Genomic DNA, 25,359 nt, shown 5'->3' with positions numbered 1-25,359 from the left:
CCCCGACGAGGCCAGGACGCTCCTCTCAACCGCGTTTCACGCCACAGGCGAGGGATCACACGGTGGTGTCGGAGTCGGGGGTGGGGTTCGCCGGCTGATTCCACGAGCGCAGTTTGTCGGGGTTGAGGACGGCCCATACCTGTTCGACGTGGTGGTCGGTGATGCCGAGGCTGATGACGGCGGCGACCTGGTCGTCGTAGCGGACGACGAGGCCCGTGCGGCCGTTGACGGACTGGGCGGTCAGGCTGGTGCGCGGACGGCAGGCCAGCAGGGCGAGCAGGCTGTGGGCGACCTGCCGGCTGCCATGGACAGGCCTGACGAGGGCCCTCACCTTCCCGCCGCCGTCGAAGAACGCCGTGACGTCCGGAGACAACAGCGACGCGAGGTGTCCGGCGTCCTCGTGCACACAGGCCTGGCGGACGGCGCGGGCGACAGCGTCGTGCTGTTGCGGCGTCGTGGGACGTGAGTACTGCAACCGCTGGCGATGACGGGCCCAGCGGGCGAGTTCGGCACCTTCGGATGGTTCGGTGCGTCCCACGGTGTCGGCGACCTTTCCCGGCGTCATCCCGACCACGTCATCGAGGACGAACGCCGCCCGCTCGGCCGGCGACAGGGAGTCCAGCACATTCAGCAAAACCCGGCGAATCTGCGCCTCCTGCGACATGCCCCCAGGATGTTCAGAGGCCTGGGAGGGTTTGTCGGACTCCGCCGTGCCGGTGGCCTCGTCGCCACAGTCGGGCCGGGTGAGGCGGCCCAGACAGATCTCACGCGCGGTCTTCGTGAGCCACGAGCGGGGCGCCGTGATCCCCGCTCGCGCCACGTCCGACAGCCCGTACCAGCGGCGGTAGGTCTCATCGACAACCTCCTCCGCCTCATGGGCGCTGCCCAGCATCCGGTAGGCGACATCCAGCAGATACCGACGCTCGTCGACCATCTCCGCGATCGGCACTGCTTCAGCATGGTCCATACGACAGCCTCCCTCTCGCACGGCACGACACAACGCGGCTGCCGCGGCACACATCCAGATGACGGATCCGGCACAGTGGTGAGCTGCCAGGCTGCTTTCTCAGTGGCCAAGGCTCGGTGGTACCCGGCCTCGGACTCCTCGGGTGGTAGGAGTCGAGGGCAGAATGCAGGCGCTCGGTGTTGTACCAGCCGACCCACTGGAAGACGGCGTGTTCGACCTGGTCAGTGTCCCGCCAGGGACCTTGGTGTTCGATCGGTTCGGCGTTGAAGATGCCGTTGAGGGTCTCGGCCCGGCGGCCCCATTGCCGCAGGGCTTCCTTGTGGATGCCCAGATCCCGGGGGACGGGCGCGACCGGACGGCCCGAGGTCTGGACCTCGCGGATCGCGCGCTCACGCAGCTCGTCAGGGTGCTTCCGTGGTGCAGGCATCGGACCTGTGTCCCCCCATCTGCCGAGGCGATCATGCCTGGCTTCAGAGCCGCTACAAAATCCGGGTCAGCTCAATGAACGCATCCGGTTCGGACAGCTCCTGGAGCTGGACTGCGATGCCGCCATCGGCGAGAGCGTCCGGATTCCGCAAGGTCCCGCACCAAAGCCACATGAACGGGCTGGCTGAGGGTCTGTGCGAGTTGCCGCAATGAAAGCACACGTGCTGCACGAACCGGAGTTGGAGTTCCGCGCCGGAAACCGGGATCTGGCGTTCCGTGCCGGACCCGGGAGTCGGTCCGGCCGAGGGCTCAGGAACAGAACTCGGCGATGGTGGCCGTGAGGATGCCGGTGAGGCGGTCCAGCGAGGCGAGGTCGACGTACTCGGTGGCCGCGTGGGCGCCTTCGCCGTCCACGCCGAAGAGGAGACAGGGGATGCCCGCGCGGTCCAGGAGGGCGCAGTCGGTCCAGAAGGGTTCGGCGCGCACCACGGGCGGGTGGCCGAGAGCCTGCTCGGCGTGGCGGGAGAGGGTGCGGACGATGGGCGCCTCGGATCGGCCTCGAAGGGCTCGCGGTGCAGACCGCGGATCAGCCGGTAGCGGAAGTCGGAGACCGTGGCGGTGAGGTGGTCGAGCAGGGCGGTCAGCTCGCGTTCGACGCTGTCGGCGTTCTCGCCGGGGACCGTGCGGCGCTCCAGGGTGATGCGGCAGTGCGCCGGGTAGGTGGAAGCCTCCTCGCCGCCGTGGATGACGGAGGCGTGCACGGTGCCCGTGCCCAGGAGAGGGTGGGCCGGGCCCTGCGCCAGGTGCTGCCCCAGCTCCTCGAGGGCGACCAGGAAGCGTCCGGCCTTGGCGATCGCGTCGACACCGAGCTCGGGCCGCGAGCCGTGCGCCGCGCGGCCCTCGATCTCCACGTCGAACCAGGCAAAACCCTTGTGGGCCAAGGTGACTTGCAGCCGGCTCGGCTCGGTGACGATCGCCGCGTCGGCGGTGAAGGACTCCAGCACCTCCTCGGTGCCCGAGCTGCCGTGTTCCTCGTCGGCGACGCAGGCGAGGACGACATCCCCGCGCAGCGGTCCCCCGGCAACGGCTCGTGCGGCGGCGACCATCATGGCCGCGATGCCACCCTTCATGTCGAAGGTGCCCCGGCCGTACATCCTGCCGTCGCGGATCTGCGGATCGAGCGGATCGCCGTCGTAGTCCGCGAGGCTCACCGTGTCGAGGTGGCCGTTGAGCATCAGGGAACGGCCGCCGCCGACCGGGCTAGGTGCGGCACCGCCCACCAACGATCAAGGCCTGGGAGAGGTACGGGGTAAGACCGGCGAAGGCCGTCGTGGCCACCGTCCCCACCGCCTGCTCGCTGAGCCGTCCCGCGATCGCGAACTGCTCCGGAGCGAAGCGGAGGAAGCGCCCACGGCGCTGACCATGCCGGCCACCGGCGCCAAGACCATCGCTCCGATGAGGGCCGTCGCGGTGTGCCCGCACGTCATGAGCTCGAACGTCGACACCGGGCAGGACCAGCGGCAGAACGCCGAAGACCACGAGCGTGGGCTGCCACCCGGCGCGGTCGCTCACCGCTGCTCGGGATCACCCCACGACTCCGTCAGATCCCGGCACATCAGAGCCTCCCTCAGCCCCAGCGGTTCACGACCGTTGGTCCGACACCCGGGAACCGGCAACGCCCTGGCACGGATGCGGGCACGGCGGCTCACGTGAGGTCGGCGAGAGGTGCGCTCGGTTGCCAGGCGACGGGCATGACGACGTCGACACCGGCGCGGCGGGCCAGGGGCAGCAGCTGCCTCATCGTGGCGTCGATGTCGTCCAGGAAATAGGGCATGGGCCGGAGGGGCCGGTGGAGGCCGCGGAAGAAGTCGTCCCAGTGCACAAGGACGACGCGACGGGCCCCGGTCGCGACTACGACCTCGTCCCAGTAGGTGCGCAGGAACTCGGGGGACTGCTTGCCCAGGCTGCCGATACCCAGATAGACGACGTCGGCGCGCAGGCCTCGCAGGGCGCCGGGCCGGAAGTTGGCACTGGCGTGGAGCAGCATGCGACCTCTCGGATGGGCGATCAACACGCTGTAGGCGATGCCGGTCTTCCATGCGCCGGCGCGCGCCGGTGGAACAAGGGGCTCGTCGACAGTGCCGGGATAGTGGTCGCCGGGGCTGTGCACGGAGCTCAGGAAGGTCAGATCGAAACGGCCGTAGGAGACAGTGTCCCCGTCTGCGACGACGCGCAAGGACGACTCCGGCACTCCCAGGCCGCGGCCGATGTTCGCCGTGGAGTGCGATCCGACCAGCTCCGCGCCGGTCTGCAGGGCCCACACCGGTGCGTCCAGGGCGTGATCGTAATGGGAGTGAGCGCAGACCACCGCGGCCAGACCCTTCACCTGCAGTCGGTCGGTGGCGGCGCGCACGAGGGAGCGGTCAGGCACGATCTTGCCCACGGCAACGCGCAGCATCCCGGGCCGGCTGACAAAGCCGTCACTGAGCACGGAGGTCTCCCCGTCCGACACAAGTACGGAACTGGTGCCCAGGAAATAGGCGACCAGCCCGTCATCGCGTGCCATGACGGGCTGCTTGTACGGCAGATAGGGGCGAAGACTCGGACGACCGACGGGCATTCTCATACAGGCATCCTGACCTGTCGCACGCGGCTGGACGAGGCTGGGCTGTCCGCTGACCGGCCAACCAGGGGTCGTTGGACGCCCCGGTGGCGCGACCAAGCCGGCGGCTTCCCCCAAAGGTTGTCCTGCAACCCCCGCGCGCACCCTGAGTGGTTGCTCTGCGACCTTGGCGGAATCACCTTTGATTGGCGACGTCAATCGAGCGATTTAAAAACGGACTTGGACAGGCACCCGTTCCGGGCACCAGGTTGTGGTGAGTTACCCCTCTTGCCAGATGACGAGCGCCGTTGGCCCGGAAACAGGGTCCGAGGAGTGTGTCGGTGACGCATATTCGATCTGAGATACGGGAGACCGAAGACGTCTCAGAGCGTCCGACGAAGCAGCCCGCGGGCAGCGGGGGGAAACCCGCCGGGACGCGGCCTCACTGGCGCACGGTCGGGTCGGCGGTCGTCACCACTTCAGCCGGACTGGCCGTCCTGGTGACCGTGGGGGCGATCATGCACCAGACGGTGCTGATACCGCCGCTCGCGGCCACGACGGCGATCATCACCACGACTCCTGACTCGCCTCTCGCGCAGCCCCGCCGTGTCATCGGCGGCCACATGCTGTCCTGCCTCGTCTGCTTCGCGATTGTCGCACTCGGCTGGCACGGCCCTTGGGCCGCTACCGTGGCCTGCGGTATCGCCGGCGCACTCAAACTTCTGCTCAAAGCCACCCATCCGCCGGCCATGGCGACCGCAGTCATGATCGTGCTCACCGACCCGCCTGCCAGCCGCTTCGTGCCCCTGCTGGCCGCCGGCGCGGTGCTGCTCGTCCTGGTGCAGATGGTCTCCTCCCGTTTGCAACGAGAGGCTTATCCCACCTCCTGGTGGTGAAGCTGCCACAACCTCATCCGAGCGAAGATGTCCTTGCCGGAAACCTCATCCGCCCAGGCGGCAGCGGGTATCGAGATCCCTGCCCTGCGGCACCGACTGCTCGTACGGCAACGCCAGGTCGGCAAGCCCGCGTTCACGGACACCGACCGGTGGCATCGCAAACTGCTCAAGCGATGACATGCAACCACCTGCGTGCCGAAGCGGCACGGACGCCCGCCCACAGTCCGGTCGATCCGCGCCCTGGTCCTGCGCCTGGCTCACGAGAGTTCCTCGTGGGGCTTCCATACCCCGGCAGGCAGCTGAGGGCTCCAGTCCCACGTCTCCGGGCCACGGAAGGCTCCGGATGCCATGAGCCACACCCGGTCCTCCCGGACCGCCAACATGCTCGAGGAGACAGCTATGGGCGAGATCATCCTGGTCCGCCACGGCAAGACCGGCGCATTGCTCTTGCCATGGTCAGCCCCATGGCCCGTGCACGGCGCACTGCTGAGCTTGCCGGGCCGGCGGATCAGCAGGTGGTCCCCGACCTGATGGAGTGGCAGTACGGCGGTTGCGAGGGTGTGACCACTGCGGAGATCCTGCGCGGCTCCGGCCTGTCTGCGGGTTCCCGGCTCACCACGGCGCCGTAAACCCGGGAAACCCTGAAGCAGAGGCCGCTCCCCTCTGCCCCATGGGTCAGGCTGCCCGGACGTGGCCGGGCAGCCTGACGTTGTTTCGTCCTGCCGCTCGGGCAGGGACACGGCTGTTTACTTGCCGCGGCGTTCCGTGACTGCGGCCTCGAGCCGCTTGCCGTAGTCGGCGTCGGCTTTGGCGAAGTTGGCGATCGTGCGTGCGACGATGTCGTCGCGGTCGGCGGAGACCCCGGCAATGGCGGTGGCCAGGTTGCTGATCAGGCGTTCCTTCTCGTCCTCGGACATCAGCCGGTAGAGGTCACCTGCCTGCACGAAGTCGTCGTCCTCGGCGTGCAGCGGAGCGGGATGATTGCCGGTGAGCCCGGCCACCTCAGTGCCGCCCCAGAGCGGACGGCCGGTCTGCACCGGGCCGCCGAAGCTGTTGGGCTCGTAGTTCTTCGCGCGGCCGTGGCGGCCGTCGTAGAGGGCGCCGTCCCGTTGGTAGCTGCGCGCCTCGGCGGCGTGCGGGCGGTTCACCGGCAGCTGGTCGGCGTTGACCCCGACGCGGTACCGGTGGGCGTCCCCATAGGCGAAGAGCCGGCCCTGGAGCATCCTGTCCGGCGACGGGCCGATGCCGGGGACGAAGTGCGCCGGAGAGAAGGTCGACTGCTCGACCTCGGCGAAGATGTTGCCGGGGTTGCGGTTGAGCTCCAGCCTGCCGATCTCGATCGGCGGGTAGTCCGCGTGCGGCCACACCTTGGTGAGGTCGAACGGGTTGAAGCGGTAGGTCTCCGCGTCGGCCGCCGGCATGATCTGGACCTGCACCGTCCAGCTGGGGAACTCGCCGCGCTCGATGGACTCGCGTAGGTCGCGCTGGTGCGAGTCGGGGTCCTTGCCGGCCAGCACCGCGGCGTCCTCGGCCGTCAGGTTCCTGATCCCCTGGTCGGTCTTGAAGTGGTACTTCACCCAGAAGATCTCGCCAGCCTCGTTCTGCCACTGGTAGGTGTGCGAGCCGTAGCCGTTCATGTGCCGGAACGAGGCAGGGATGCCACGGTCACCGAAGAGCCAGGTCACCTGATGCGTGGACTCCGGGCTCAGCCCCCGGAAGTCGAAGACGCTGTCCACCTCCTGCGAGCCCGTGTAGGGGTCGCGCTTCTGGGTGTGGATGAAGTCGGGGAACTTGCTCGGGTCCTTGATGAAAAAGACCGGGGTGTTGTTGCCGACCAGGTCGTAGTTGCCGTCCTCGGTGTAGAACTTCACCGCGAAGCCGCGCGGGTCCCGCACCGCGTCCGCCGAGCCCAGCTGGCCGGCGACGGTGGAGCAGCGAAGGAAGACCTCGGTCTCCTTGCCCAGCTCTGAGAGGAACTTCGCCCGGGTCCACCGCGTGACGTCGGCGGTCACCCTGAACGTGCCGTATGCGCCTGCGCCGCGCGCGTGCACCACGCGCTCCGGGATGCGCTCCCGATTGAAGTGCGCGAGCTTCTCGAAGAGGTGCTGGTCCTGGAGGAGCAGCGGCCCGCCAGGGCCTGCTGTCTCGGTGTTCTGGTTGTCGGCGACGGGTGCACCCGTCCCGGTCGTCAAGGTGAACGGAGTTTGGGTCTGATGCACTGTCATGGGTGTGCCTCGCACTCAAGAGGTCGGTGGTAGAAACCGCTCTCGGAGACCGGCGCAGGCGAAGAAAACAACTGCGGCGGAAACCCGGGAGCATTGGTCAGGCAACTGCCGATCGCGGTCTGCTGCCCGGACACGTGACTGTCATGTGGCGGGTGAGCTCCGCAGGCCATCCGGAGAGCTGGGCATGTAACGGCCGGCCACCCAACAGACCGGAAAACCACCGCAGGGTCTCCTCACGCCCGGCCGCGCGTGAGGAGACCCTGGGCTGCGCAGACAGCGCGACCGCACGCCCGAGGGCCACCGGATGCGTGAGATCCTCCTCGGGGCACGATCCACCGGCACTGCACACAACGCAGGACCAGGCAAGAATGGCAGATCCGTACATGGCCACCACCGTGACGCCACCCGAGCGGCTGGGACAGACACGCCTTGCCGGTGGACGCCGGCTCGCATGGGCGGAGTGGGGGCCGCCCACGGGCATCCCTGTCCTGCTGTGTCCCGGATCGGCGACAAGCCGATGGCTTGGCCTACCCGTGGACACGATCAGACGGTTCGGTGTCCGCCTGATCACCGTGGACCGCCCCGGACTGGGCGCCTCCAGCGCGGACGACGGGTGGACCCTGCGCGACTGGGCGCTCGGCATAAGGGAGTTCGCTCAGGTACAAAGAGCGGAGGGGATGGCAGCCATCGGCTTCTCGATGGGTGCGCCTTTCGCACTGGCATGCGGTGCAGCGCGGGTGGTCACCGGCGTCTCCCTGGTCTCCGCCACCGATGAGCTGGCACACCCGGCGCTGGCGTCCGCGCTTGAGCCGGAGGCAGCCGTCCTGGTGAAGCAGGTGGCCACCCGCGCGTCCAGCGCCGAACTCCTCCTCCGGGACGCGGCCGACGCAGACATCTTGTGGGAGGCTACAGTCGGCACGAGCCACGACGCCGACCAGCGCATTTTCGCCGACCCGGCGTTCGAGCAGAACTACCGGCGCGCCCTCACCGACGGCTTTGCCCAGGGCGGCGCCGGCTACGCACGCGAGACAGTACTCGCCCTGAGCCGCTGGCCGTTCGACCCTTCAACGATCACGGTCCCGGTCGACCTCTGGTACGCAGACCGGGACACCAACCCCCTGCACTCGCCGGACCTCGGAGCCTTCTTGGCCCAACGCATCCCCACAGCACGCCGCTTCGTCGTGCCCTACGAAGGCAGCATGCTCCTGTGGACGCACACGGACGCCATCCTGCGTTCGCTGCTGACCCGTATCGCCCAGCAGTGAGAGGCGGTACGGGTCGCGTGGGAGGAGCAGAACCGAGCGGTGCCTTGACGCCGAACTGTTGGTCCCCCTGGCTGCATTCGGGGCGCGAGGTGATTCCGCCGGCGACCGTTCGACGAGGGTGGGCGGGAATCTCTCTTTGTGCGGGTTATCGTGCGCCGGCGAGGATGAGAGGCGTGACGGATCCCACCGTCGTTGCCATGGCGATCAGGGTCCAGGCAATGCAGCGGACCTTGAGATGTTCGTAGCGTTCTGTGTACTCCGCTCGGATCTCCAGGATGCGGCGGACTATGTGGGCGTCCGTGGCCCGAGAGAGGGCCAAATGGTCGCTCACGTAGGCATTTTCCACGTCCTCGCGTTGCGCCGTCGTGAGCCACGACAGACGGGACGTGAAGCGAGTGGCCTGTTCGTGGGCCTCTGTGAGGTGGGCGCTCCAGAGCAGGTAGCCCTCCAGTCTCGCGATGCCGTCCGCCGCTTCTCTCTTCTCGTGCTTCTCCTCTTCGGGCATGGCGTCCTCCTGCCCCTCGTCACGGACCTTCCAGGGCCGCGATGTCCGGATGGTGGAGGTCGAACGCCGGGGACTCCGACCGGATCGGTGGCAAGGAGCGGAAGTTGTGGCGGGGCGGCGGGCAGGACGTGGCCCATTCGAGGGAGCGGCCATATCCCCAGGGGTCGTCGACCTCGATCTTCTTGCCGTACTTGGCCGTCTTCCAGACGTTGTAGAAGAACGGCAGCAGCGACATGCCCAGGAGGAAGGAGAAGATCGACGAGACCGTGTTCAGGGCCGTGAAACCGTCTACCGCGAGGTAGTCGGCGTAGCGGCGGGGCATGCCCTCCGCGCCCAGCCAATGCTGGACCAGAAACGTCCCGTGGAAGCCGATGAACAGCATCCAGAACGTCATCTTGCCGAGCCGCTCGTCCAGCATCTTGCCGGTGAACTTCGGCCACCAGAAGTGGAATCCGGCGAACATCGCGAAGACGACGGTACCGAACACGACGTAGTGGAAGTGCGCCACCACGAAGTAGCTGTCGGTGACGTGGAAGTTCATCGGGGGCGAGGCCAGGACGACACCGGTCAGGCCGCCGAAGACGAACGTCACCAGGAAGCCGGTCGTCCACAGCATGGGTGTCTCGAAGGACAGCGAGCCCTTCCACATGGTGCCGATCCAGTTGAAGAACTTCACGCCGGTCGGGACCGCGATCAGGAACGTCATGAAGGAGAAGAAGGGGAGCAGCACCCCTCCCGTGGCGTACATGTGGTGTGCCCACACGGTGGCGGAGAGGCCGGCGATGGCCATCGTCGCGGCGATCAGCCCCATGTAGCCGAACATCGGCTTGCGGGCGAAGACCGGGATGATCTCGGAGACGATACCGAAGAACGGTACGGCGATGATGTACACCTCGGGATGGCCGAAGAACCAGAAGAGGTGCTGCCACAACAGGGCGCCCCCGTTGGCCGGGTCGAAGATGTGGGCGCCGAACTTGCGGTCCAGCTCCAGCGCGAACAGGGCCGCGGCCAGGACCGGGAAGGCAATGAGCACCAGGACGCCGGTGAGCAGCGCGTTCCAGGCGAAGATGGGCATGCGGAACATGGTCATGCCGGGGGCGCGCATGCATATGACGGTGGTGATGAAGTTGACCGAGCCGAGGATGGTGCCGAAGCCGGACATCGCCAGGCCCATGATCCACATGTCACCGCCGACGCCGGGCGAGTGGACGGCGTCCGAAAGCGGCGAGTAGGCGAACCAGCCGAAGTCGGCCGCGCCGTCGGGCGTGAGGAAGCCGCCGACCGCGATGAGCGAGCCGAACAGGTAGAGCCAGTAGGCCAGCATGTTCAACCGAGGAAAGGCAACGTCGGGCGCGCCGATCTGGAGCGGCAGGATCCAGTTGGTGAAGCCGGCGAACAGGGGCGTCGCGAACATCAGCAGCATGATCGTGCCGTGCATCGTGAACGCCTGGTTGAACTGCTCGTTGGACATCAACTGCAGTCCGGGGCGGGCGAGTTCGGCGCGCATGAGCAGCGCCATGACGCCACCGACGCAGAAGAAAGCGAAGGAGGTGACGAGGTAGAGCGTTCCGATGGTCTTGTGGTCGGTGGATGTCACCCACTTCACCACCTGGGCACCCGGTCGTCGCCCGAGTACCGGTGTCGGTGGGGTCTCGGGGCGATCACGCAACGTAGTGGCGGAGGGATCCGATGTGTTCATGCGGTTCTCAGCTGTTCTTGTTCGGATGCGGAGGGGAATCAGGCGAGGGCGGCGACGAGTTCGGGCACCGTGGTGCGGCGGCCCGTGTGGAAGGGGACTTCCTCGCGGACGTACAGCCGCGCCCTGGAGCCGCGCAGATGGCGCATGAGGTCGACGATGCGGTGCAGTTCGTCGGCCTCGAAGGCGAGGATCCACTCGTAGTCGCCGAGGGCGAAGGAGGGGACGGTGTTGGCACGGACGTCGGGGAAGTCCCGTGCCATGCGGCCGTGTTCGGCGAGCATCTCGCGGCGGTCGGCCGGTTCGAGGAGGTACCAGTTGTACGTGCGGACGAACGGGTACACGCAGATGTGGTCGCGGGGGCGTTCGTCGGCGACGTAGGCCGGGATGTGGGACTGGTTGAACTCGGCCGGGCGGTGCAGGGCCATGGCCGACCACACCGGTTCCAGGGCTCGCCCGAGCGCCGTGCGGCGGAACTGCTGGTGGGCCTCCTGGAGGGCGTCCGCGCTCGCGGCGTGCCACCAGATCATGACGTCGGCGTCGGCGCGGAACCCGGACACGTGATAGGTGCCCCGCACCATGACGTCCTGTGCGGCGAGCCGTTCGAAGAGCGCGGTGACCTCGTCCGCGAGTCCGGACCGCTCGGGCGGGAGCGGGCCACGCAGCCGGAACACCGACCACAGGGCGTACCGTACGACCTTGTTGAGGTCCTTGGCCTTCTTGCCGGCGTCCGGCACCCTGCCGTGTGCGGCAGGTTCCGTACGTCCGTCGTCCTTCGACATGAGCACTCCGTTCTCGAAGCCGCGCGTTCGTGCGTGGCCTAGCGCAGGTCGTTCTCGTCCGCCCTTGCGACCCAGTCGGCGAACCGCTCCCCGTCCTTGCGGGCGGTCTCGAAGCGCCGTACGAGTCGTTCGACGTAGTCGGGCAGCTCGTCGGCGGTGACTTTGTGGCCGCGCAATTTGCGGCCCAAGCGGGCGTCCATGCCCACGGCGCCGCCGAGGTGCACCTGGAAGCCCTCCACCTGACGGCCCTCGGCATCGACGACCAGCTGACCCTTGAGACCGATGTCGGCGATCTGGATACGGGCACAGCTGTTGGGGCAGCCGTTGACGTTGAGGGTCAGGGGTTGGTCGAAGGACGGCAGCCGGCGTTCGAGTTCGTCGACGAGAGCCGCCGCGCGCGCCTTGGTCTCGACGATCGCGAGCTTGCAGAACTCGATCCCGGTGCAGGCCATGGTGCCGCGCCGGAACGTCGACGGCCTCACCCGCAGGCCCAGTGCCTCGACTCCGGCCACGAGGTCGTCGACCTCGGTCTCGGGGACGTCGAGGAGGAGCAGTTTCTGGTGCGGAGTGGTGCGCACGCGCCGTGATCCGTGGGCCTCGGCGAGGTCGGCCAGGGCGACGAGGGTGCTGCCGAGGGGCCGGCCGACCAGCGGGGCGGCACCGACGTAGTAGCGTCCGTCGCGCTGGCGGTGGACGCCCATGTGGTCGCCCTCGCCGGTGGGCGGGGGCGGTGCCGGGCCGTCGTTCAACGGGTGGCGCAGATAGTCCTGTTCGAGGACCTGGCGGAACTTCTCGATTCCCCAGTCGGCGACGAGGAACTTCATCCGTGCCCGGCCGCGCAGTCTGCGGTAGCCGTGGTCTCGGAAGAGTGCGACGACAGCGGCCCAGATGCCGGGGACCTCCTCCAGCGTGGCGAAGACGCCCAGACGCTGGGCGAGCATGGGGTTCGTGGACAGCCCGCCGCCGACCCATACGTCGAATCCGGGGCCGAGTTCGGGGTGGCGTACGCCGATGAAGGAGACGTCGTTGATCTCGTGGGCGACGTCCTGGTGGGGCGAGCCGCTGATCGCCGTCTTGAACTTGCGGGGCAGATTGGAGAATTCGGGGTCGCCGATCCAGCGGCGGTGAATCTCCTCGATCGCCCAGGTGCCGTCGACGATCTCATCGGCGCTGATGCCGGCCACGGGGCTGCCCAGGAAGACACGGGTGGTGTCACCGCAGGCCTGTGCGGTGGTCAGGCCCACCGACTCCAGGCGACGCCAGATCTCCGGGACGTCCTCGATGCGGATCCAGTGCAGTTGGATGTTCTGCCGGTCGGTTATGTCGGCGCTGTCGCGGGCGAAGTCCCTCGACACCTCGCCGATCGTGCGCAGTTGGGCAGTGGTGAGGCGACCGCCGTCGACACGGACGCGCAGCATGAAGTACTCGTCGTTCAGTTCGTGGGGTGCGAGGGTGCCGGTCCTGCCGCCGTCGATGCCGGGGCGACGCTGGGTGTACAGGCCCCACCAGCGCAGGCGGCCGCCCAGGTCGTCCGGCTCGATACTCGCGAAACCGCGCCTGGCGTAGATGGATTCGACGCGGACGCGGACGTTGAGACCGTCGTCCTCGAGCTTGAACCGTTCGTTGGCGTTGAGCGGGGTGCGGTCGCCGAGCGCCCACTGCCCTTCGGAACGGCGCCGTGTCCGGTCCGCCGCGGGCGGGGCCGGCTCCTCCTGGCAGGTGCAGGCGCCGTGCCCGCGACAGGAGCGTGCGGGGGCCAGGTCCAGAGTGCGGGCGGTGGCCGGAGCGGTCACGAAGTCGGCTGGCGCGGGCTGGTGGTTGGTCATGAGTGCTACTCCTCGGATTCTCGGCCCGGAGTACGGCGTGCGGCGTCGGTGGCGGAAGCGGGGCCGAGGGGCGTCGGTCCCGCCTCCGCCACCGGATTCGAGGCGATGTCAGGGGTCGTCAGGCGGCGTGGGTCCGGGCGACGGGGACGCCGACCAGGACCCGCGTGCGCTTGTCCGTGTCAAAGCTCATGGGCCGATTCAACCGAGCATCTTTCCCAAGAGGCAAAACTTTTGCCCATCAGGCAATGCGACGGATCTCATGCATGTCACGGGGACGCGAACCCTCTTCGGACCTCCTGTCGCTCGGGGAAGTCAGAGGCCGGGCGAACTCGAAACGCTGCGGAGCCATATCGATTCCGGTGCTACCAGGGTGTGGGCGGCTGTCCGCATGCAGGCGGGCAGGCGGCCCCCGGCGCGAGGCCCGACCGGCGTTACAGCTCGGGCGCGGCCGGCAGGTCGAGTTCGGTGTCGGCCCACCGGTTGAAGTGGTTGGTGTAGAGGTTTATGGCGATGTGGATGTGGAGCTCGGCCAGTTCCGCATCGGTCCACCCGGCCTGCTGGGCGGCTTTCCACGTGTCGTCGTCGACGACGCCGACGTTGGCGGCAGCCTGGCGAGCCACGGCCAGCAGCGCGCCGACTTGGGGTCGAAGTCGACCTCGCCGCGCCGGATGGCGATGGTCTGCTCCTGGGTCAAGCCGGCCTGCTTGCCGGTCAGCGTGTGGGCGGCCTGGCAGTAGTCGCAGTGGTCCTGGTTGGCAACCGCCAGCGCGATGGCCTCACGGGTGCGCGCGTCGAGGGTGCCGTAGTCCTCGATCACGGACTGCAGCGCCACATAGCCCTGCAGAACGGCAGGCGAGGCCGCCATGTGTGCGAAGAAATTGAGGATCTTGCCGTTGGGGAAGGCGAGGGCGGCCAGGGCCTGCCGGCTGAGCTCGGGGGCAGTTTCGGGCGTGTGGCGGGCGATGCGCGACATGGGTCAACTCCTGGGAACGAGAGGGCGGGTGATGATCTGCAATGACCGGAGCCTGCAGCGGCAGAGGATGGTGTTCTCAGCCGCGGGTTCGAGGTGTCGAGGGTGTGGGCGGGGAGGCGGATTCCGGTCGGGTCGTAGAGAGCGGCAGTGATGCCGTGGCCGCCGAACTGGTTGTGCAGTGCCGGTGCCGCGATCATCTTCACTGCGGGGAGTCGTCCTGGCGGGACGAGAACCGCGCGAAGAGCGAGGTGGTGATGGCGGACAGCGGCACGGCGAGGTCGACGGCGGACAGGGCGTAGCCGGTCTCGAGGCCCAGACGCTGCCGGAGACACCCGCGTCGACGAAGCCGATGCCTTGGCGGCCGGCGCCTCGGCGTGCGCGATGTCGACGCGGGCATCCGTCGGACGACCGAATCCTGGATGTGCGGTATGCAACGGCCGCTCGGTCTGCGGGCCGGTCGGAGATTCCCGAGCCCACGCACACACCTGCAGGACGGATCTGTCGGGCATCGTGCCCGGCAAGCTGTCAAAGTCCGGTGGACGTCGGTCGGTCGGCTGCGGGGTTCAGCCTCTGCGGCAGGCAAGCCGGCCATAGTGGCACCCCTCAGCAGGCCCCGACCCATTGTTCGGTGCCGTTCGAAAAGTTTTGATGTTTCCACCGAGCCGAACGCCCGCTGCGCCGCCCAGTCCGCGCCGACCAGCAGCAACGCCCCCATGGCGGCAGCCGGCAGCAACTGCGGACCCGAGCCCCGGGTGAGCCGCCGGGCCAACTGCGGAGCGGTCAGCGCCACAAGGGAGACCGGCCCCGCCGCAGCCGTCGCCACCGCGGTGAGCAGCACCGCCGCCAGCACCGCGACCAGCCGGGTCCGCTCCACCGGCACCCCCAGCGCTCGCGCCGTGTCGTCCCCCAGCTCCAGCAACGCCAGCCCCCGCCCCTGCCACAGCAGCAGCGGAACCAGCACCAGTACCGCACCCAGCAACGGCCACACCTGCGACCAGTCACGACCGTTCAGCGAACCGGTCTGCGGAACTCGGGCGGGCAACTGCGGGGCACAGAAGCCTCTCGGGTACGGGCGGGCGCCCGTACCGGGCGGGCTCCGATGGTGACGGACCCCGCCCGGCGGCGTCCTGGGGCGGTCAGGCCGCGGCGACGCGCTGTGCGACTTCCTTGCCCTTGGTGACGGCGTCCTCCAGGGCCCTGGTCCAGGAGACCTCGGCCAGGGGGATGAGCTCAGCCATGGCCGGGTTGGAGGCGGCTGCGGTCAGCTCAGGCACGATGAAGTCGATGTCGAAGCCCATGTACTCGCCGAGGATGGACCGCAGGTAGTTCTGGACGTACTCCGACGACTCCCGCGGCGTGCCCGGCGCGTAGGAGCCGCCGCGGCTGGCGACGACGGTGAGCGGGAGGCCCTTGACGCTGGAGCTGTCGCCCGTGGTGCGTTCGACCAGGAGCACGTGGTCGATCCAGCTCTTGAGGGTCGAGGGGATCGTGAAGTTGTACATCGGTGCGCCGAGCAGCACGGCGTCGGCCCGCTCGAGTTCCTCGATCAGCGTCAGGCGCCTGGCGAACGCCGCGGCCTGCTCGGGTGTGCGGGAGTCGTCGTCAGCGAAGGTCGCGGAGAAGCCGTGCACATCCAGGTGGGGCAGCGGGTCCGCGGCGAGGTCGCGGTAGACGACCTCGCCGCCGGGGTGCTGTTCCCGCCATGCGTCGCGGAACGCCTGGGCCACGGTACGGGACTTGGAGTCGGAGCCGGGGTGCAGGGACGAGTCGAGGTGCAGCAAGGTTGCCATAGTGAGGTTCCAGGTGTGTAGGGCGTGGTCTTTCATGGCCGCCGGCAGAGGCGGCACGTGTTTCACTGTGCGGCCGCAGACACCGACCCCTCAAAGCATCCGTAATCTACTAACTATAAGTAAGTAACCCTTGACTGGGCAGTCTTTCCTGCCGGGCATTTGCGAACGCCGAACGGGGCGACATGCCTGTATCGGCGCAGGACCAGCGTCTGAGCCGGCGGAGGCGCCGCTCACGCAGGCGTTCTCGACGGTGAAGACCGGCTGGCGGGGGACGCCGACCGCTGCAGGACGCGTTGGGCGAGCGAAGACCGCCGTACGAGGAGCCGCCGAACCGGGCCTCGACTGCGCCGGGGGCCATTCCGGTCCGGTCGAGCAGTTCGCGGACGGCGCACACCACTACTGCGGTGCGGACCCCAGGAGGTCATAGGCCGGCTGCTGCCTGGCCCAGCCCATGGGCACCCTCGGCGAACCGGCCGACGCGGCCCGGGCCGCGCTGCTTCGCCTCACCCGCGAGCCGGTCCGTGACCGGTCAGGTGCTGTACATCTGCGACGGCAAGAGTCTGTACGCCCGGCCGGCGCGCGCCTGAGCGGGGCTTGTCACGGCGCACCGAGGCCTCCACCACGGCCTCGGCGCTCCCGCAGGACCATCTGACCGGCGGTGCGCCTGAGTTGCCGGCTCCTGCCGTACTCGGTGCGGCACGCACAGCGGAGCCACGGCCGGGCTCGGGGAGCCGAACGGGGATCGATCTGGACCACCCAACGGCGGCCGGCCCTGTCCGCTCAGTCCTGGGACCGGTTCCAGCCGGTGCATGGCTCTTACCAGGCTGAGGGACGGGCGCGGCAAGTCCCGGCCCTACGCACTTCGCCGATCTACCGCATCCCCATTCCGCGAGCCGGCGCCGTGATCGCAATCCGCCTACCGCAGCACCAGCCCGGAGCCTGGCAACAGCCTTCGCACAGGGCCGGACCTCGCGTGCCTGGTACTGGCTTTCCCAGGCACGGTTGCCCAGGAAAAGGTCTCCCTGTATGCCGCGGCTTTCCGCCACGACCCTGGATGTCACACGGCGCCGACCGCCGGCGACCGCCCCCGATTCCATGGGAGATGTCAGGACTCATGAACGCCGGCAAACCGGCCGCCCTCCAGGTCCGGGAGCGCGCACACAGTACGATCCACCGCCACCGACCACACCAGCCCTGGCACTTCGGCGGCGTGGTCGCCGTGGTTTTCGTGGTCATGGCCGCCAGCAGCGTGCCGTCTCCGCTGTACGGCCTCTACCAGCAGCAATGGCACTTCGGTACGACCACCTCGACGATCGTCTACGCCTGCTACGCCCTCGGTGCGATCTTGACTCTTCTGTTCGCAGGAGGCCTGGCCGCGCACCTGGGCACCCGACGGACGATCGTCCTGGCGCAGGCCACCCTGGTGCTCAGCTTCCTGACGTTCCTCCTGGCCACCGGAGCCTGGGCCCTGTGCCTGGCCCGCTTGGTCCAGGGCGTCGCGGTCGGGCTGCTCACCAGCAGCGCGGGCTCGGCGCTGGCCGATCTCCACCCGGACCGCAGTCACCGGGCCGCGGCGGCGGCCAACAGCACGGCAACCTCGACCGGTATCGCGCTGGGCGCGGTGTTCTCCGGCCTCGCCGCGCAGTACGGTCCGGCGCCACTGGTCACCCCGTTCGTCGTACTGACCGTGCTGTCGGTCTGCGGACTCGTGCTGGTGCGGGCCATCCCCGCCTGGCAGCCGGAGCAGCAACAGCTCCGGTCCTGGCGCCCCCGGGTGCCGCGGCTGGGAGCAGGGTCGCGCAGGATCCTGTTGAGAGTGGCACCTCTCGTGACGGTCGGCTGGAGTGTCGTCGGACTGTACCTGGCGCTGGGCGTCGACCTCGTCGCCGGCCTCCTGCACACTCACGACAGGGCTCTGTCCTCACTGGTCATCCTGGTGGTACAGGGCTGCGGCGGTATCGCCCCGATGCTGCTGCGAAGACTGAGCGACCGGACGGCGTCGGTGACGGGGTGCGGGCTGCTCGTAGCCGGGCTCGGGGCGTCCGTAGCCGGGTACGACATGGCTCACACCACGCTGTTCTTCCTCGGAGCCGCGATCACCGGTGCGGGCTTCGGCCTGACGTTCATGGGGTCCACGAGCGCCGTGACGGCGGCGGTGAGGTCCGGCGACCGGCCCCAGCTCCTGCCGGGATTCTTCGCCCTGGCCTACCTTGCCGTGAGTGTGCCGGTGGTCGCCCTGGGCGCCGCCGCTTCCCACTTCGGTGTCGCAGCCGCCTTTTCGTGGTTCGGGTTCCTGGTGGCCCTGCTCGCCGTGGTCGCGGGGGTCCTCGCGGTGCGTCCGAGTTCACGGTATCCAGCCTGATTTTTCTAGCATCGAATACATGAGAGGTAATGACATGACCACATGGTTCATCACCGGCGCGTCCCGCGGTTTCGGCCTGGAGATCGCACGCCAGGCACTGGAGCGGGGTGACAACGTCGTGGCGACGGCCCGCAGGCCCCAGGACGTAAAGGACGCGCTCTCCCAACACGGGGACAGGCTGCTCGCCGTGGCCCTGGACGTCACCGACGAGGCACAGGCCCGTGCCGCCGTCGATGCGGCCACTGCGCGGTTCGGAACGATCGACATCCTGATCAACAACGCGGGACGGGGCGTGCTGGGCGCGGTGGAGGAGACCTCCGACGCCGCGATGCGTTCGGTCTACGACACCAATGTCTTCGGTCTCGCCAACGTCACCCGGGCCGTCCTGCCGGTCATGCGCCGGCAGAGGTCGGGCCGTGTGCTCAATCTCAGCTCCATCGGGGGGTTCGAGAGCGCCGCGGGTTTCGGCGTCTACTGCTCGACCAAGTTCGCGGTGGAGGGCCTGTCCGAGGCGATGCGCGCCGAACTGACACCGCTGGGAATCCAGGTCACCATCGTCGAACCGGGATACTTCCGCACCGACTTCCTCGACGCCACCAGCCTGCACACGGAGGGTCAGGTCATCCCCGACTACGCCGAGACGGCAGGCACCGTGCGTCGGGCAGTGCCCGGACTGAATCACGCTCAGCCCGGTGACCCCGTCAAGGGGGCCACGGCGATCCTCGCCCTTGCCGACGCCGCCGAGCCGCCGCTGCGCGCCCAACTCGGCAGTGACTGCGTGGCGGCGATGGACCGTAAGATCGCGCAGCTGCGCGAGGAGACCGACCGCTGGCGCGAACTGGCCCAGTCCACCGATCACGACGACGCGGAGATCGCCGCCGGTCGACCGGCCGTATGACTCGTACAGGTCACAGGGGAAGGAGTCGCCGTGACAGAACTCGGTGAATACCTGCGCGCATGCCGTGCCCGGCTCAGCCCGGACCAACTGGGCCTGCCCACGAGCGGCCACCGCCGGGTGCCTGGACTGCGGCGTGAGGAACTCGCCTCGCTGGCGGGCGTGAGCGTGGACTACATCGTGCGGCTTGAACAGGGCCGCGTGAAGTCGGCCTCGACCACCATCCTCACGGCCCTGGCCAGGGCACTTGAGCTGCGCCCCGATGAGGAGGAGTACCTCCTGCGCTGTGCTGCCGAGGCCGGTATCTCCGGTGGGGCGCGGCCGGCCGAAAAGAGAAGTCAACAGGTGTCACGGGCCACCCGGGTCCTCCTGGACAGCATGGTGAACATCCCCGCACTCGTGCTGGGCCGCCGCATGGACATCCTGGCGTGGAACAGTCTGAGCGCTGCGCTGTTCACCGACTACTCGAAGCAGCCTGCCAGGCGGCGCAACCACATCTGGCTCACCTTCCTCGACCCCGAGGTCCGCGGGCGATACGCGAACTGGGAGAGAGTCGCTCAGGAGTGCGTGGCCTACCTCCGCATGGACGCCGGCCGCTATCCGAACGATCCCGAACTCGCCCGTCTCGTCGGGGAACTCTCCGTGAAGGACCCCGACTTCCGCCGCTGATGGTCCGACCACCGGGTCCGGTCCCAGCGACAGGGACGCAAGGACTTCGTCCACCCGGTCGCCGGGGAGTTGAACCTGGACTTCCAAGTGCTTGACGTACGGGGGTCCGCGGACCAGAGCCTGCTCGTGTACACGGCGGAACCCGACTCACCGAGCGCACAGGCCCTGGCCTTCCTGACCGGTTGGGCCGCCACCGAGCTGCCCACCGGGCCGACGGAGACGGCAGGAGAGGAAAGGGACGAGCAGTCACGGCGCGGCTGAACGGCATCCGACTCAGCGGCACTTTCGGCTCCGAGTAGACATGCAGATGATCCAGGCAGGGGCGGCGGGCGCGGCAGCGAGGACGCACGGCTCGAGGACGATTTGCTTGCTGCCGTGAGGGGTGGCGGGGTGGGCAACATCGCTGATGCCGTACTGGTCCAGCAGGAGCTCGGGCTTCAAGTGCCGCGTGCGGTCGGTTCGGAACGCGCCCCGGACGTCTCCCGGCCGCCCCTGCCGCCCTCGACCCGGTAGCCGTAATCACTCGGGAGCAGGGCCTCCCGTACGAAGGTCAGGCGTTCGCGTTACGACGGGATCGGCGGCGAGTTCCGCCATCGTCGTCGGCGCGCCGACCCGGGCAGTGGAGTCGGTGGTACGCGGATCGGCGCTCGCCACGGCCACGGCTGCATCGTCAACTCTCCGCTGTCACTTCGCGAATGGCCTCACGGATGTTCGGACAGGCACGCGTCGTGGGGGCGAACGCCGCCTGCACGGGGTGCAGCTCGCAGACCGCCGACAGGCCCTCCATGGTCGCTGTCCCAGGGTGTGACCCCGGCCGCACCCTGGGGGGAACTCCGGCCGAGTCACTGGTCGAGTCCCCGAACAGACCACGGGAGCGGTGCGCGTCCGACTGTGGCGCCCCGCTAGCGCGCCCGCCGGGCGGCACGCCCTGCGCTCCACTGCACCAGCGGCTGCAGGGCGGCCAACAGGGCGTGGCCTTCCGCGGTCAGGCCGTAACGGACCTGCACCGGCGTGCTGGGGATCACGGTCCGGTCGATGAGTCCCTCGGCCTCGAGTTCCTTCAGGCGCTGGGCGAGCAGCCGGTCGGAGATGCCGTCGATCAGGGCCCGGAACTCGCCGAAGCGGCGCGCACCCTGGGCGGCGGCCGCCAGGATCGATCCCGTCCAGCGGCGTCCGACCAGCTCGAGGGCGCCCTGGAACCTCGGGCAGGAGTCGTCGTGGATCGAGCTGCGCTCCAGGTGCAGGGTTTGGATCTGGGACTGGGTGTTGATCACTTCTCTGCCTCTCCTGAATTCAAGCTACTAATTAAATATTAGCACCTTACCCAAGCTTTGTCGGGCGGAGCCGTCCGCCGCACTGTGGACGCATGACCGACTACGGACGCTCCCTCTCCTTCGGGCTCAGCCTGGATCCGGCGGCCGGGTCACTGGACCTGACCCGGCGCCTCACACGCCAGGCCGAGAACAGCGGCCTGGACCACCTCGCCGTCCAGGACCACCCCTACCAGCCGGGATATCTCGACACCTGGACCCTGATCAGCAACCTCGCCGCCGTCACCGATCGCATCTCGTTCTTCACCGACGTCGCCGACCTGCAACTACGCCCACCGACCATGCTCGCGAAGGCCGCCGCCTCGCTCAGCGTCCTCACCGACGGACGGATCCAGCTCGGCGTCGGCGGCGGTGCCTTCGCCGAGGCCATCGCCTCGATGGGCGGCACGCCCCGGCGCGGCGATCAGATGGTCGCCTTCACCGAGGAATCGCTCGAGCTCATGCGCCGCGCCCTCGCCGGAACCACCGTACGGCTCCAGAGCCCCCATCACTCGGTGACCGGCTACCAGGCCGGTCCGCTGCCACCCAGGCCCGTCGAGCTCTGGCTCGGCGCCCAGAAGCGCAAAATGCTGGCCGTGACGGGCCGTTCGGCCGACGGCTGGGTCTCCCCGCTGAACATCTACGTCCCACCGGACGAGGTGCCCTCCCGCCAGGAGATCATCGACGAAGCAGCCACTGCCGCGGGACGCGCCCCGGAATCGATCCGCCGTATCTACAACGTGATCGGCGCCATCGGCGCGGGCGGCCGGGGTGGCCAGGGCCTCGTCGGCGACGTGCACCGGTGGGTGGACACGCTCACCGAGTGGGCCGTCGTCCTCGGCTTCGACACCTTCGTGTTCTGGCCCACGGTGAACCCTGAGAATCAGCTCGCGCTCTTCGCCTCCGAGGTCGCTCCCGCTGTCCGTGAACACGTCGAAGCCATGAGGAACGGACGATGACCACAACCCTCGGCACATCGCCGACCGACCTCGCCGGCAAGATCATCACCCCCGACGACCGCCGCTACCCCCTGCTTCGCTCCACGTACACCACTACCGGCCGCCCGGCAGCGGTCGTCCTCGCCGAATCCGCCGCCGATGTCGCCTCGGCACTGCGGCTGGCCCGCGAGCAGCAGCTCCCGCTCGCGGTCCGCAGCGGCGGGCACGGCCTGTCCGGCAGCGCCACGAACAACGGCGGGCTCGTCATCGACCTCAGTGAGATGCGCCGGGTCGACGTGCTCGACCGCGACGCACGCCTGGTACGCGTGGAGGCGGGTGCGCGCTGGGCCCAGGTCGCCCAGGCACTCGCCCCGCACGGCCTGGCCATCAGCTCCGGCGACCACGGCAACGTCGGAGTCGGTGGCCTGGCCACAGCCGGCGGCATCGGATGGCTCGTACGGCACTACGGACTCACCGTCGACCACGTCCGCGCGGTCGAGGTGGTGCTGCCCGACGGCACCCAGGTCCGCGCCGACCCCGTCAACGACCCGGATCTGCTGTGGGTGATGCGCGGCGCCGGAGCCGGCGCCGGCATCGCGGTGGCCTTCGAGATCGAAGCCACCGAACTCCGTGACGTCGGATTCGCCCAACTCGTCGCGCGCGTGGACCCGGCCGGCGAGACCCTGCAGGGCTGGAGCGACGTCATGGCCCAGGCACCACGCGAACTGTCGACGAAAGTGATACTGGCCTCCCACGGCACGACACCGCTCGCCGTCATCACGGCGGTCGTGGCCTCGGACAACCCTGCCACCATCCAACAAGCCCTCCAGCCGCTCCTCGGCATCGGCGAAGTCACCGTCCAGCAGGCCCACATCGTGCCCTACACGGACCTGGTCTCCACCGCCCACCTGCACCGCAACACCGGGCAGATGCCGTCCACCACCACCAACGGACTCCTCACCGACATCACCCCCGACGCGGCCCGTGCCCTCGTGACAGCGGCGACGGGCCCCGACCCGGCCCTCATCCAGCTGCGCTCACTCGGCGGCGCGGCCGGCGACCCGGACCCGGCCGCCACCGCCTTCACCCACCGCCACCAGGAGACGCTGGTCATCGCCTCGATGTTCCCACCCCACGACCGGCCCGCCCTGTCCGCGGTCTGGGACACCCTGGCCCCGCACACGGACGGAGCGTACGTGAACTTCGAAAGCGCCCCCGACGACACGACCTTCACCCGCGCCTACCCCGGACCGACCGGCACCCGCGTCAGAGAACTGTGGAAGCGCTACGACCCCGACAGCATCCTGCACCGACCCCCAAGCACGTCTGAGACGCCCCCCTCCGGAAGTCCAAGCAGCAGCAGATGAGTTCCCCGTTCCCGACGAGAACGACTCGAGGTGGACGGCGCGGGGCGGTGTGTTCGTACGGCGGTCCGAGGGCGTCCGGCGAGGGCTCGCGGGCGACACCTACACCGTCGAGGTCACCGCGGACGGCACGAACGGTTCACTCGGGTTCGCCGAGGCCACCGTGCCGCCCGGCGGCAGCCCCGTCGCCCACGGCGACGACGAACTCGAACCCGGCAAGCAGCCACTCGTATGGGGGTCCCGAGCGTTACACCGCCCTCGTCGACGGACCGCTCGATCACAACGTCTCCCTCCTCCCGGAGGGACAGCCCTCGCCGAAGCGGCGGTCTCCGTTTGCTGTACACACCACTCACGACAACGGAGGTCCATAACCTGATCGAGGTTGCGCGGCGTTGTTCACCACCCCGATCGTCACAGGCATCGGCCAACTCGAAGCGGCCGACGCCGCACGTTCGGCACCACCGGCGGCAGAGCCCCTGCGCCCGAGCGACCTGCTCTTGGACGGCATGACCACGATGATCCTCGACGGCGCCGCCGCCGGCGTGCCGAGGCTGCGACCGGCGCTGAAAGCGTTCCGTGGGCCGGGCCTCTCCGAGGACGAGGGTCTGCGCCGGCTCTGGCTCGCCACCCTCATGGAGTGAGCCTGTGGGACGACGAAACCTTTCTCCTGCTCGCCGACCGGCACATCCGGCTCGCCCGGGAGAGCGGCCGCCTCACCACGCTGCCCCTCGGCCTGTCCGCACGGATCGCCGTACACGTGGTCGCGGGTGAACTGGCCGCCGCCGCTTCGCTGCTCGAGTGGGTGAGGGCGGTCTCCGCGACGGTCGGAGTGTCCTGTCCGGCGTACGGAGCGTTGCTGGTCGCCGAATGGTCAAGCGGGACGGGAGCGGCGGGGTCGGCGCTTTACTCCCCGTGCGGGGAGCCCTTCGCTGGTCACCGCATGGTAGACGATCATGATCATGATGCAGGTCATGCCCGCCCACGGGCTGACCAACCAGCCGGCGAGACCGCTGATCGTGTACAGCGCCATGCCGGTGAGAGGCCTGAATCGCTGTGCCTGCATGTAGGACGGCTCCACGTCGGGCTCCCACAGGTGCGGTCGGCTGCGCAGGTAGCGGAATGCCGCCCACCAGGTGGCCGACATCAAGGCCGCTGCGATCGCGTATAGAGCCACGGCGACCTGGGCGTCCCGGCCCGTGGCGTCCTGGGCCAGTGCTTCGGCGAGGATCGCGGTCGGGAACGGCATGACCACGGCGCCCAGCAGGATCCCGAGGTTCACCCAGTGCAGGCCTCGGTCGACGTGGCCGATGCGCTGGAAGAGCGCGTGGTGGTTGAGCCAGATGACGCCCACGTAGACGAAGGACATGAAGAACGCCAGGTAGGAGGGCCACTGGGCGGCGAGGGCGGAGAGCAGTCCTCCGGGTGTGTGCGCAGGGTTTTGCAGGTCGAGCACCAGCAGCGTGATGACGATGGCGAACACCCCGTCGCTGAAGGCTTCGACCCGGGTGGTTTCCGATAGCCGGCTTCCCTGCTCCGGCTCGTCATCGGGTCTGGACATGAGGCGCTTTCCCATGGTTCAGAAGGCTAGGTGGTGGTCGGACAAGACCTCGGCCACGATATCCGGCGGCGCCGCCGGAACCGTTGTGTGGTGGTCCGCCGGTCGTTGGGGGTGAGCGCGCGGACGCGATGCCTCTTGGGCGTCCGGCTCGTGCGGCGGGCAGACCGCCTGGGGCTACCCGGTATCAAGGCAGGCAGACGGCCTCCAGGCCTTCGCCGCATCGGACGTCACGTGAATTACGTGATGACTCTTAGGGCGCGTATTGAATCGTGATCAAGTGGTGGTCTGAGCGAGGTCTTTGATCCAGATC

At 68.7% G+C, this 25,359-nt stretch carries 23 protein-coding genes and 3 pseudogenes; 10 read left to right on the top strand and 16 right to left on the bottom strand.

The genetic code is table 11. The features are described 5' to 3' along the window. Window positions 1-55 precede the first annotated feature (55 nt). The 6 genes and pseudogenes from IEZ19_RS26085 to IEZ19_RS26065 all read right to left on the bottom strand — a co-directional run bounded on the left by IEZ19_RS26085 (window position 56) and on the right by IEZ19_RS26065 (window position 4,019). The gene (locus tag IEZ19_RS26085; protein ID WP_189313724.1) at window positions 56-967 is read right to left on the bottom strand and encodes a sigma factor; all 912 of its coding nucleotides are present in this window, start codon (window positions 965-967) and stop codon (window positions 56-58) included. Then, a complete protein-coding gene (locus IEZ19_RS53580; RefSeq protein WP_189313723.1) occupies window positions 954-1,394 on the bottom strand; it encodes a transposase in 441 nt (146 codons plus the stop codon). Before IEZ19_RS53580 ends, IEZ19_RS26085 begins: the two co-directional genes overlap by 14 nt. Before the next feature lie 308 nt (window positions 1,395-1,702). Then, on the bottom strand, window positions 1,703-1,882 hold the full coding sequence (locus IEZ19_RS51020; protein ID WP_229840808.1) for a M20/M25/M40 family metallo-hydrolase: 180 nt from the start codon (window positions 1,880-1,882) through the stop codon (window positions 1,703-1,705). 191 nt (window positions 1,883-2,073) lie between these two features. Continuing rightward, window positions 2,074-2,628: pseudogene (locus IEZ19_RS51015) on the bottom strand (M20/M25/M40 family metallo-hydrolase); the annotation flags it as partial. A 25-nt stretch (window positions 2,629-2,653) separates the two neighbouring features. Next, window positions 2,654-2,965: a hypothetical protein gene (locus IEZ19_RS26070; RefSeq protein ID WP_189313722.1), complete on the bottom strand. Its 312-nt coding sequence runs from the start codon at window positions 2,963-2,965 to the stop codon at window positions 2,654-2,656. Between the two features lie 133 nt (window positions 2,966-3,098). Then, window positions 3,099-4,019 (bottom strand): MBL fold metallo-hydrolase, encoded by a 921-nt coding sequence (locus IEZ19_RS26065; RefSeq protein ID WP_189313721.1) that lies wholly within the window; start codon window positions 4,017-4,019, stop codon window positions 3,099-3,101. Between the two features lie 311 nt (window positions 4,020-4,330). Here IEZ19_RS26065 and IEZ19_RS26060 point away from each other — a divergent pair, with 311 nt between their 5' ends. From IEZ19_RS26060 to IEZ19_RS53575, 3 genes are read left to right on the top strand one after another with little or no spacing between them, the layout of a single operon-like run. Next, entirely contained in the window at window positions 4,331-4,891 is a 561-nt protein-coding gene (locus tag IEZ19_RS26060) for an HPP family protein (protein WP_444545195.1), read from the top strand. Window positions 4,892-4,918: 27 nt separating this feature from the next. Next, window positions 4,919-5,068, top strand: a complete 150-nt coding sequence (locus IEZ19_RS53125; RefSeq protein ID WP_308429005.1) for a hypothetical protein — start codon at window positions 4,919-4,921, stop codon at window positions 5,066-5,068. Further along, a complete protein-coding gene (locus IEZ19_RS53575) occupies window positions 5,065-5,520 on the top strand; it encodes a histidine phosphatase family protein (RefSeq protein WP_373297049.1) in 456 nt (151 codons plus the stop codon). The genes IEZ19_RS53125 and IEZ19_RS53575 overlap by 4 nt, the downstream gene beginning before the upstream one ends. A gap of 117 nt (window positions 5,521-5,637) precedes the next feature. Here the strand turns inward: IEZ19_RS53575 and IEZ19_RS26045 are convergent, their stop codons facing one another. Further along, a complete protein-coding gene (locus IEZ19_RS26045; RefSeq protein ID WP_189313718.1) occupies window positions 5,638-7,116 on the bottom strand; it encodes a catalase in 1,479 nt (492 codons plus the stop codon). Between the two features lie 533 nt (window positions 7,117-7,649). On the opposite strand from IEZ19_RS26045, the gene IEZ19_RS26040 reads away from it, so the two are divergent. Further along, window positions 7,650-8,381: an alpha/beta fold hydrolase gene (locus tag IEZ19_RS26040; RefSeq protein ID WP_229840780.1), complete on the top strand. Its 732-nt coding sequence runs from the start codon at window positions 7,650-7,652 to the stop codon at window positions 8,379-8,381. Between the two features lie 145 nt (window positions 8,382-8,526). Here IEZ19_RS26040 and IEZ19_RS26035 read toward each other — a convergent pair whose 3' ends face one another. From IEZ19_RS26035 to IEZ19_RS26005, 7 genes and pseudogenes are all read right to left on the bottom strand, one after another. Next, entirely contained in the window at window positions 8,527-8,886 is a 360-nt protein-coding gene (locus tag IEZ19_RS26035) for a hypothetical protein (RefSeq protein ID WP_189313717.1), read from the bottom strand. Window positions 8,887-8,905: 19 nt separating this feature from the next. Then, on the bottom strand, window positions 8,906-10,585 hold the full coding sequence (gene ctaD, locus IEZ19_RS26030) for an aa3-type cytochrome oxidase subunit I (RefSeq protein WP_229840778.1): 1,680 nt from the start codon (window positions 10,583-10,585) through the stop codon (window positions 8,906-8,908). A 38-nt stretch (window positions 10,586-10,623) separates the two neighbouring features. Beyond that, the gene (gene hemQ / locus IEZ19_RS26025; protein ID WP_189313716.1) at window positions 10,624-11,364 is read right to left on the bottom strand and encodes a hydrogen peroxide-dependent heme synthase; all 741 of its coding nucleotides are present in this window, start codon (window positions 11,362-11,364) and stop codon (window positions 10,624-10,626) included. A gap of 38 nt (window positions 11,365-11,402) precedes the next feature. After that, the gene (locus IEZ19_RS26020) at window positions 11,403-13,190 is read right to left on the bottom strand and encodes a nitrite/sulfite reductase (RefSeq protein ID WP_189313715.1); all 1,788 of its coding nucleotides are present in this window, start codon (window positions 13,188-13,190) and stop codon (window positions 11,403-11,405) included. Window positions 13,191-13,692: 502 nt separating this feature from the next. Then, a complete protein-coding gene (locus IEZ19_RS26015; RefSeq protein WP_229840771.1) occupies window positions 13,693-14,163 on the bottom strand; it encodes a carboxymuconolactone decarboxylase family protein in 471 nt (156 codons plus the stop codon). A gap of 658 nt (window positions 14,164-14,821) precedes the next feature. Then, window positions 14,822-15,184: pseudogene (locus IEZ19_RS51010) on the bottom strand (iron chelate uptake ABC transporter family permease subunit); the annotation flags it as partial. Window positions 15,185-15,299: 115 nt separating this feature from the next. Next, the gene (locus IEZ19_RS26005) at window positions 15,300-15,953 is read right to left on the bottom strand and encodes an FMN-dependent NADH-azoreductase (protein ID WP_189313714.1); all 654 of its coding nucleotides are present in this window, start codon (window positions 15,951-15,953) and stop codon (window positions 15,300-15,302) included. A 1,114-nt stretch (window positions 15,954-17,067) separates the two neighbouring features. On the opposite strand from IEZ19_RS26005, the gene IEZ19_RS26000 reads away from it, so the two are divergent. From IEZ19_RS26000 to IEZ19_RS25990, 3 genes and pseudogenes are all read left to right on the top strand, one after another. After that, complete coding sequence (locus IEZ19_RS26000; RefSeq protein WP_189313713.1) at window positions 17,068-18,315, top strand: MFS transporter; 1,248 nt, start codon at window positions 17,068-17,070, stop codon at window positions 18,313-18,315. Window positions 18,316-18,349: 34 nt separating this feature from the next. Then, on the top strand, window positions 18,350-19,213 hold the full coding sequence (locus IEZ19_RS25995; protein ID WP_189313818.1) for an oxidoreductase: 864 nt from the start codon (window positions 18,350-18,352) through the stop codon (window positions 19,211-19,213). A gap of 30 nt (window positions 19,214-19,243) precedes the next feature. Continuing rightward, a pseudogene (locus IEZ19_RS25990) lies at window positions 19,244-20,140 on the top strand (helix-turn-helix domain-containing protein). A 641-nt stretch (window positions 20,141-20,781) separates the two neighbouring features. Here IEZ19_RS25990 and IEZ19_RS25985 read toward each other — a convergent pair. Next, window positions 20,782-21,153 carry a winged helix-turn-helix transcriptional regulator gene (locus IEZ19_RS25985; RefSeq protein WP_229840764.1) on the bottom strand — a complete coding sequence of 124 codons (372 nt, stop codon included), beginning with the start codon at window positions 21,151-21,153 and terminating at the stop codon, window positions 20,782-20,784. A 92-nt stretch (window positions 21,154-21,245) separates the two neighbouring features. On the opposite strand from IEZ19_RS25985, the gene IEZ19_RS25980 reads away from it, so the two are divergent. The 3 genes from IEZ19_RS25980 (at window position 21,246) to IEZ19_RS25970 (ending at window position 24,132) form a co-directional block, all read left to right on the top strand. Next, complete coding sequence (locus IEZ19_RS25980; protein ID WP_189313712.1) at window positions 21,246-22,148, top strand: LLM class flavin-dependent oxidoreductase; 903 nt, start codon at window positions 21,246-21,248, stop codon at window positions 22,146-22,148. Further along, window positions 22,145-23,494, top strand: coding sequence for an FAD-binding oxidoreductase (locus tag IEZ19_RS25975; RefSeq protein ID WP_189313711.1), 1,350 nt, complete (start codon window positions 22,145-22,147; stop codon window positions 23,492-23,494). Before IEZ19_RS25980 ends, IEZ19_RS25975 begins: the two co-directional genes overlap by 4 nt. 389 nt (window positions 23,495-23,883) lie before the next feature. Then, window positions 23,884-24,132, top strand: a complete 249-nt coding sequence (locus tag IEZ19_RS25970) for a hypothetical protein (protein WP_189313710.1) — start codon at window positions 23,884-23,886, stop codon at window positions 24,130-24,132. 230 nt (window positions 24,133-24,362) lie between these two features. Here IEZ19_RS25970 and IEZ19_RS25965 read toward each other — a convergent pair whose 3' ends face one another. Then, on the bottom strand, window positions 24,363-25,049 hold the full coding sequence (locus tag IEZ19_RS25965; protein WP_189313709.1) for a TMEM175 family protein: 687 nt from the start codon (window positions 25,047-25,049) through the stop codon (window positions 24,363-24,365). Window positions 25,050-25,359 lie beyond the last annotated feature (310 nt).

This window comes from Streptomyces brasiliensis, from assembly GCF_014647875.1.
Lineage (GTDB): Bacteria > Actinomycetota > Actinomycetes > Streptomycetales > Streptomycetaceae > Streptomyces > Streptomyces brasiliensis.
This window is presented reverse-complemented; position numbering and strand designations above follow the sequence as displayed.

Excerpts from the sequence above, each read along its gene's own strand:
- IEZ19_RS26085 (WP_189313724.1), bottom strand. The coding sequence starts at position 967 with ATGGACCATGCTGAAGCAGTGCCGATCGCGGAGATGGTCGACGAGCGT.
- IEZ19_RS53580 (WP_189313723.1), bottom strand. The coding sequence starts at position 1,394 with ATGCCTGCACCACGGAAGCACCCTGACGAGCTGCGTGAGCGCGCGATC.
- IEZ19_RS26065 (WP_189313721.1), bottom strand. The coding sequence starts at position 4,019 with ATGAGAATGCCCGTCGGTCGTCCGAGTCTTCGCCCCTATCTGCCGTAC.
- IEZ19_RS53125 (WP_308429005.1), top strand. The coding sequence starts at position 4,919 with ATGTCCTTGCCGGAAACCTCATCCGCCCAGGCGGCAGCGGGTATCGAG.
- IEZ19_RS53575 (WP_373297049.1), top strand. The coding sequence starts at position 5,065 with ATGACATGCAACCACCTGCGTGCCGAAGCGGCACGGACGCCCGCCCAC.
- IEZ19_RS26045 (WP_189313718.1), bottom strand. The coding sequence starts at position 7,116 with ATGACAGTGCATCAGACCCAAACTCCGTTCACCTTGACGACCGGGACG.
- IEZ19_RS26035 (WP_189313717.1), bottom strand. The coding sequence starts at position 8,886 with ATGCCCGAAGAGGAGAAGCACGAGAAGAGAGAAGCGGCGGACGGCATC.
- ctaD (WP_229840778.1), bottom strand. The coding sequence starts at position 10,585 with ATGAACACATCGGATCCCTCCGCCACTACGTTGCGTGATCGCCCCGAG.
- hemQ (WP_189313716.1), bottom strand. The coding sequence starts at position 11,364 with ATGTCGAAGGACGACGGACGTACGGAACCTGCCGCACACGGCAGGGTG.
- IEZ19_RS26020 (WP_189313715.1), bottom strand. The coding sequence starts at position 13,190 with ATGACCAACCACCAGCCCGCGCCAGCCGACTTCGTGACCGCTCCGGCC.
- IEZ19_RS26015 (WP_229840771.1), bottom strand. The coding sequence starts at position 14,163 with ATGTCGCGCATCGCCCGCCACACGCCCGAAACTGCCCCCGAGCTCAGC.
- IEZ19_RS26005 (WP_189313714.1), bottom strand. The coding sequence starts at position 15,953 with ATGGCAACCTTGCTGCACCTCGACTCGTCCCTGCACCCCGGCTCCGAC.
- IEZ19_RS26000 (WP_189313713.1), top strand. The coding sequence starts at position 17,068 with ATGAACGCCGGCAAACCGGCCGCCCTCCAGGTCCGGGAGCGCGCACAC.
- IEZ19_RS25995 (WP_189313818.1), top strand. The coding sequence starts at position 18,350 with ATGACCACATGGTTCATCACCGGCGCGTCCCGCGGTTTCGGCCTGGAG.
- IEZ19_RS25980 (WP_189313712.1), top strand. The coding sequence starts at position 21,246 with ATGACCGACTACGGACGCTCCCTCTCCTTCGGGCTCAGCCTGGATCCG.
- IEZ19_RS25975 (WP_189313711.1), top strand. The coding sequence starts at position 22,145 with ATGACCACAACCCTCGGCACATCGCCGACCGACCTCGCCGGCAAGATC.
- IEZ19_RS25965 (WP_189313709.1), bottom strand. The coding sequence starts at position 25,049 with ATGTCCAGACCCGATGACGAGCCGGAGCAGGGAAGCCGGCTATCGGAA.